Raw genomic sequence first — 6,324 nt, forward strand, 5'->3', positions numbered from 1 at the left:
TGTACAAGGTCTCGACCTGGTTTCGCTACACCATAGGACACCATGTGGAGCATATATCTCCCTACCGAAGAGCTGCTGCTGCCTGCAAGGGAATTGCCCGTACGCTACTGAGCACCAGGATACTGGTTTTGCTAAGGGTTTTCCTCCTGGACGTCCTCCTGCAGCTGCGGCTTTTCAGGCAAGATCGTCTCAGGTGGGCCATGCATATGTGTATCTATACCGGCTTCATGCTCTTGCTGCTCATGCACGGCCTGGATAGCTTCCTGACCCCCCTAATTTTTGCAAGCTACCAGCCCACGCTGAACCCGTTCCTTTTCTTGCGGGACTTGTTTGGCATCCTCATATTGCTGGGCGTGGCCATCGCCATATATCGCCGCTTCATCCTCAGGGTCCCACGTCTTTACAGCAACCCGATGGACAAGTATGCCATAGCTATCGTCGCAGTAATCGTCCTGAGCGGCTTCCTCCTGGAAGGAAGCAAGATTAGTTCATACAGCAGATACCAGGACATGGTCCAGGAGTACACCATCCAGGCCGATGAGCAGGAGTCAAAGGCCCTCGAATCATTCTGGATTGAAAATTTCGGGGTAGTTTCTCCCCGACTCAGGGCCCCATTTGAGCCAGCCACCATGGAGCTCGGCCGCGAGGCTCATGAAATGAGCTGTCTGGAGTGCCACTCTCGCCCACAGTGGGCATTCGCCGGCTATTCTGTGGCCTGGGTCCTCAAACCAGTGGCGCTCACTGCCGACCGGCTGTACTTGTCCACACTGCTCTGGTACCTGCACTTTATCTTCTGCCTTGCTGGACTCGCTTATCTACCATTCAGCAAGATGTTTCATATTTTTGCCACTCCCCTGAGCCTCATGGCCAACGCTGTTATGGACACCCAGCAGTCGGATCCTGCCAACCTGACCACCAAGCGTATTCTGGAGCTCGACGCCTGCACTCACTGCGGCGCTTGTAGTTCTGTGTGCGCCGTAGCCGTGGTGCACAACGAGATCCCCAATATCAATATCCTGCCATCTGAAAAAATTGCTTCTATCAGGGCCCTGGCTGCCCAAAAAAAGCTCCAGGAGCAGGAGATCAGGACCGTGCAGGAGGGCCTGTACCTCTGCTCCAATTGCTATCGATGCACTGAGGCCTGTCCAGCCGGAATCGATTTGCAGAACTTGTGGTTCAATGTGAGAGAGACTCTCTTGCTACGAGGATATCCAGAATTTCTACTGCTCTCCCCTCTGTCTGTCTATCGGGGTTTCAGGAAAGAGTCCCTCACCCAAGATCAATACCTGCAGCCCCTGGAACTCGTTAAAAGAGCCGTAACTCTCAACGGAGACCTTAGCGGCAGCCTGCCGCTCGCTCGGGGGGACAATTCTGGCTGGGTTCCCGGTAATGGCGAACTCCAGGATAGACTCAAAGCGTCCCTGCAGGCAAATACCTTCTCGCACTGCTTCCGCTGTGTGACCTGCTCGAATGCCTGCCCCGTGGTGCGCAACTATGTAAGACCGAATGAATCTCTAGGACTGCTGCCCCATCAGATCATGCATGCCGTTGGCATGAGGCTCTGGGACCTGGTATTCGGCTCGAGAATGCTGTGGGATTGCCTTGGTTGCTATCAGTGTCAGGATCACTGTCCCCAGGGAGTGCACGTTGCCGAGGTACTCTATGAGCTCAAATCAGTGGCAATTTCAATGGCTCAAAAAAGAATATCCCTCTAGGAGGACAAGATGAAGTACGCCTTCCAACGCTGCTGTACCACACCCATTTTCCTCAAGCAGTACGAACTTTCCACCAACGCCGTCCTTGAAAAACTTGGGGTGGAAATCGTCGATATCAAGGACATGAGTTGCTGCGGCTATCCTTTGCGAAATTATAATTTCAAAGCCCATGTGCTCTCCTCCGCCAGAAACCTGGCGCTAGCCGAAAGCAGGGGACTCCACCTTCTCACCATGTGCAATTGCTGTTACGGAACCCTGAAGCATGTAGCCCACATGTTGCAGGAAAACGAAAAATTGCAAGAAGAAATCAATGAGCTTCTTGCCAGAGAACAACTGACTTTCCAGGGAAGCATTCAGGCCAGACATCTACTAGAGGTTCTCTATCACGACATCGGCCTCGAGACCCTGAAGAGAAGCGTCGTCCGTACCTTCCAGGGTCTGAAGATCGCTACCCACTACGGCTGTCACCTTCTCAGACCAAGGCACATCATCCAGTTCGACAACCCATTCTCACCACGCAAGTTCGACCAGCTGGTGGAACTCACTGGAGCGGAGAGCATCAACTGGGCAAGCAAGACGGATTGCTGTGGCTCTCCTGTCTGGGGTATCAACGACGAGTTGTCAATGGATCTCACCGCCACCAAACTCAGCAACGCCAAGAAGTCGGGCGCCGATTACCTCTGTGTTGCCTGTGCCTACTGTCAGCTCCAGTTCGACCGGGTTCAGCAGCTGCTGCTTGCCAGAAGAACTGCTGCATGTCGGCTGCCCTCTATTCTCTACCCCCAACTTCTGGGCATGAGCCTGGGCATTGATGAAAAGGTGCTGGGGATGCATATGAACCAGCTGTCCATAGATATGGCAGAGATGTTGTGTGCAAGAATTGGCACTGCTGGCTCGCCTGGACCATGTGTACACGTATGACTTGACCTTGAACCTCTTGTTTGGAGCAGCCCATGCTGGCAAACCGTCTCCCCGCACTCAGGAGGACCGAAAGCGCTGGCCAATCTTTCTTTTGCCAAGATGACATGGCCCTTGTGCAGTATCCTCCCTAGGTGTAAAAGTGTAGTCAGCTAAATGACAACAACCGCTCGTTTACGATTCTACTTTGCAGGATACTACTATGGAGCAACAGGTACAGCTGCTGCCACTTTCAGCCGGAGACCAACTGTGGGCGCACGCCATAGCCATGGAAACAGGCATTCAAGTGGCCTCCTGTTACCAGTGTCTGCGCTGCACCAATAGCTGTCCAGTGAGCACCTTCATGGACATCAAGCCTCACCAGGCAGTCCGGCTGGTTCAATTCGGCCAGAGGGAGAAACTGCTCGAGAGTTCGGCAGTGTGGGTCTGCCTTTCCTGTGAGATGTGCTCTACCTACTGCCCGAACGAAATAGATGTGGCCGGCCTCATGAATCATTTGAAAAACAGTGTAATCTCCAGCGGCAGGAAACCGGCCGAAAAAGAAATAGCCCTTTTCCATGAAATATTCCTGGATGTTTTGCACAAGTACGGTCGGATCAACGATCTGCAACTCATGCAGCGCTACAAGTGGCGGCTGCTCACAGCAGGCAATCTTCCACCTTTGGATGAGGTGAGAAAGGATGTCAAGCTGGGTATGAGCCTGTTTCGCAGAAAACGGCTTCGCTTGCTGCCGGAAAGGAGCCGAGCAGTGAAGGAGATACGGGCCCTCTTGCATCACTATGGCCGCTGAAAGGTACACTCATGAGAGATCTTACTTTCTATCCGGGCTGTGCCCTCCAATCCATGACCTGGGACTACCGGGAATCCATCAGCCACGTGGTGGGCGCTCTCGGACTCAGGCTACTGGAGCTGCCAGACTGGACCTGCTGCGGCGCCACTGCGGCTCACAGTCTAGACGAGCGCATGGCTATATTGCTGCCGGGCCGCAATCTTGCCGTCGCAGAAGCAGAGGGCCGTGATCTGGCGGTAGCTTGCCCCATGTGTTTCAAGCGATTGAGCCTCTGCCGAGAAATGCTCAGACAGAAACGAGCAGATGATCTCTGGTCTCTGCATCTCGATTTTAGCGTTGTCGATCTGGCCCGCTACCTGTCCAGCAAACCCATGCTGCAGAAGATACAGCAGCGGCTGCGATTTCCCCTTACTGGCATGAAAGTCGTTTGCTATTACGGCTGTCAGGTCGTTCGTCCTCCAAAGATCACCGGCTACAGCGACTACGAGAATCCAATGCATCTCGACCATCTTGTCCAGGCAGTCGGCGCTACCCCTTTGGACTGGTCCTTCAAAGGAACCTGCTGCGGTGCCAGTTCCGGCATCGCGCGCAAGGATATCGGCCTTACTCTGGTGGCAAAATTGCTGACCTGGGCACGTGCCACTGGTGCTGACGCCATGGTAGTCTGCTGCCCACTGTGTCAAAACAATCTCGATCTTCTGCAGCCAGAACTTCGCGAGCGACATGGATGGCACTGGCAACTGCCGATTTTTTACTACACCGAGATCCTTGGTGTGGCCTTTGGGCTGCAGGCCATTGTTCCAGGGCTGAAGAGCCACCTCGTGGACCCACAGCCTCTTATTGCCAGGCTTCGCCAGATTTCAACAGAAGACAGAGAGATGATTGCTTCCGGGTAAATTAGAGCTCGAGAGAACACTGTATGTCCAAGCAGAGTCCAAACAGCGCTGTTCTCGTAGTTGGTGCCGGTATCGCCGGTATGCAGGCTGCCCTCGATCTTGCTGCCATGGACCACTTTGTCTATCTGCTGGATTGTTCTCCCAGCATCGGCGGCAACATGGCGCGGCTGGACAAAACCTTCCCCACCAACGATTGCTCCATGTGTATGATCTCACCCAGAATGGTCTCCTGTTCCAGGCATCCAAATATCGAGATCCTCACCTTGGCGGAGCTGGAGGAGCTCGAGGGAGAAGCCGGCCACTTCCAGGCCAGAATAAGGCAACATCCTCGTTATGTGGATCAGGACAGCTGCATCAGCTGCGGAGTGTGTGTGGACAAGTGTCCTAAAAAGGTAAAGAATGAGTATAATGCAGGTTTGGACACCAGGAAGGCAATTTATTTTCTTTATCCACAGGCAATACCCCTGGTACCGCGAATTGATACGAGAAATTGCATTTACTTCGTCAAGGGTAGGTGCCGTGCCTGCGAAAAGTTCTGTCCAACAAAGGCGGTTCGCCTGGATGAGCAGGAACAGCTGCGTGAACTGCAGATAGGGGCGGTCATACTAGCAGGCGGCTATGAACTGGCGCTCGTACCACAGGCCGGCGAGTATGGCCATGGCCGCTATCCCAATGTGGTCACCAATCTGGAGTATGAGCGGTTGCTTTCAGCCACCGGTCCCTTTGCCGGCCACCTCCAGCGGCCATCTGACGGCGCTCCTCCCACGCAAGTTGCCTGGATCCAGTGTGTCGCCTCCAGAGACAGTGCTCGGCAGCGCAATTTCTGCTCTTCGGTCTGCTGCATGGCTGCGGTCAAGCAGGCTCTGCTTACCTGTGAACACCAGCATGGTGCTGCCGCCACCATTTTCTATATGGACATCAGGGCGCAGGGCAAAGACTTCGACCGCTATGTTCTCCGGGCCAGGAACCACTACGGCGTCAAATTCGTCAGGAGCATGCTGTCTCAGGTAATCGAGGATCCCAGGACACACAATCTTCTCCTTGAATACTATGATCGTGACACCTTGCAGCACTGCCAGCAAGAATTCGACCTTGTAGTACTGTCCGCCGGCTTCAAGCCTCACTCCAACTTCCAGCCGCTCATAAGCCGCCTGGGTCTGGAGCAGAACCGCTTTGGTTTTGTGGCCGCAGACCTCGAGGAGCCCGGTTTGACCTCCAGAGATGGAATATTTGTCTGCGGCACCCTTGATGGTCCCAAAGACATTCCCGAAGCGGTGGCTGCCGCCAGTGCTGCAGCAGGCAGCGCCGCTGCTCTGCTGGCGCCCTATCGCCAACACAGGAAAGTCGAGACAGTTCAACGCCCGGAGCGCGATGTCCTTGGAGAAGAACCCCGCATCGGGGTCTTCGTCTGTCATTGCGGGCGAAACATTGCAGGAGTTCTGCCCGTGGACGAGCTCCGCGACTTTGCCGGCAACCTACCCAACGTGGTTGCCACTGAAGATTTTACTTTCAGTTGTGCCACCCAGACTCAGGAACAGATCAGCAGCCTGGTTAGAGAACACCACCTCAACCGTGTGGTAGTTGCCGCCTGTTCTCCCCGGACTCATGAACCACTCTTTCAGGAAACAATCGCCAAGGCCGGACTGAACAAGCACCTCTTCGAAATGGCCAACATTCGTGATCAGTGTGCCTGGGTCCATGCGGATGACAGGGAAGCCGCCGCTGCCAAGGCCAGGAGTTTGATTAAGGCAGCAGTGGCCCGAGCAGCTCTGCTGGAACCGGTTGCAGAGGTGGTTACCCCGGTGGTGCCGCGAGCACTGGTAATCGGCGGCGGTCTGGCAGGAATGACTGCAGCGCTCACCCTGGCTGACCAGGGGATCAATGCCCTTTTGGTGGAAAAAGAGTCCTCACTTGGAGGCGTGGCGCGCCTTATACACCACACCCTGGAGGGCTACTCTCCGAAAAGATTGGCTGATCGGCTTGCTGCGCGAGTCAGAACGCACCG

General features: G+C 54.7%; 5 protein-coding genes. All 5 read left to right on the forward strand.

Going from position 1 to position 6,324, the window contains the following annotated elements:
* Window positions 1-1,715 (forward strand): 4Fe-4S dicluster domain-containing protein (locus JRI89_16125; GenBank protein ID MBW2072764.1); only part of this gene is annotated, 1,715 nt, incomplete at its 5' end.
* Window positions 1,716-1,724: 9 nt separating this feature from the next.
* Window positions 1,725-2,636: a CoB--CoM heterodisulfide reductase iron-sulfur subunit B family protein gene (locus JRI89_16130; protein MBW2072765.1), complete on the forward strand. Its 912-nt coding sequence runs from the start codon at window positions 1,725-1,727 to the stop codon at window positions 2,634-2,636.
* Window positions 2,637-2,835: 199 nt separating this feature from the next.
* Window positions 2,836-3,423, forward strand: a complete 588-nt coding sequence (locus JRI89_16135) for a 4Fe-4S dicluster domain-containing protein (GenBank protein MBW2072766.1) — start codon at window positions 2,836-2,838, stop codon at window positions 3,421-3,423.
* Between the two features lie 11 nt (window positions 3,424-3,434).
* Window positions 3,435-4,319: a CoB--CoM heterodisulfide reductase iron-sulfur subunit B family protein gene (locus JRI89_16140; GenBank protein ID MBW2072767.1), complete on the forward strand. Its 885-nt coding sequence runs from the start codon at window positions 3,435-3,437 to the stop codon at window positions 4,317-4,319.
* Between the two features lie 23 nt (window positions 4,320-4,342).
* On the forward strand, window positions 4,343-6,324 hold a 1,982-nt coding region (locus JRI89_16145; GenBank protein ID MBW2072768.1), incomplete at its 3' end, for a CoB--CoM heterodisulfide reductase iron-sulfur subunit A family protein.

It is taken from the genome of Deltaproteobacteria bacterium (genome assembly GCA_019309045.1).
Taxonomy (GTDB): Bacteria; Desulfobacterota; Syntrophobacteria; order BM002; family BM002; genus JAFDGZ01.

Bases quoted from the DNA above. Each gene is read 5' to 3' on its own strand.
- JRI89_16130 (MBW2072765.1), top strand. From the start codon at position 1,725: ATGAAGTACGCCTTCCAACGCTGCTGTACCACACCCATTTTCCTCAAG.
- JRI89_16135 (MBW2072766.1), top strand. From the start codon at position 2,836: ATGGAGCAACAGGTACAGCTGCTGCCACTTTCAGCCGGAGACCAACTG.
- JRI89_16140 (MBW2072767.1), top strand. From the start codon at position 3,435: ATGAGAGATCTTACTTTCTATCCGGGCTGTGCCCTCCAATCCATGACC.